Source organism: Neisseria sp. P0021.S007, from assembly GCF_051956855.1.
In genome coordinates this window covers 1-524 of record NZ_JBQCXA010001155.1, presented here as the reverse complement: position 1 = coordinate 524, position 524 = coordinate 1, and the positions used below count along the sequence as shown (strand labels likewise).

Annotated in this window: 1 protein-coding gene; it reads left to right on the top strand. The window is 48.7% G+C overall.

Features of this window, described 5'->3' with window-relative positions; all coding sequences use genetic code 11:
- Positions 1 to 125: 125 nt before the first annotated feature.
- Positions 126 to 524, top strand: a 399-nt coding sequence (locus tag ACTHUR_RS18020; RefSeq protein ID WP_440400116.1) for a NemA protein, incomplete at its 3' end; no start/stop codon positions are given.

Here is a 524-nt window from a genome sequence, read left to right as displayed (position 1 = left end):
ATATAAAAACGATATAATTCAATAAGAAAAGTCCCCAGCCGCAACCTGTCCGACGAAAACCACACCCTCCCGTTACCACCTGTAATCAGGTTCATTTTCACTCCTACCCATAGCGAGGAAATGCCATGAAACACTCAATCCCCCTCATTCTTCTCTCTTCCACACTCTGCGCCTGCACCGCCGGCACACCCGGCATGTCCATCGGTTTAGGCATAGGAACAGGCATCGGGCGCCATGTCGGACTAGGTACTTCCGTCAACATACCGATTGCCTTAGACAAAAATAAAACCGCCCCAAACAACACAGGCGGCATCAATATTATTGACGAACAAATCGTGACTTATTTCGATACACACGGCAATCCCAGCAATAGCGCCGTCAAGGGCGGTTACTACCGTCAACTGAAAAATAAACGCGGCAATCAATATACCGTACAAGATTTTTACAGCGACAACAGCCGGAAGCGGACAGACCCCTTTATTTTAGGCCGCAACCAACTGATGCAATTCCACGCCACACCAAGC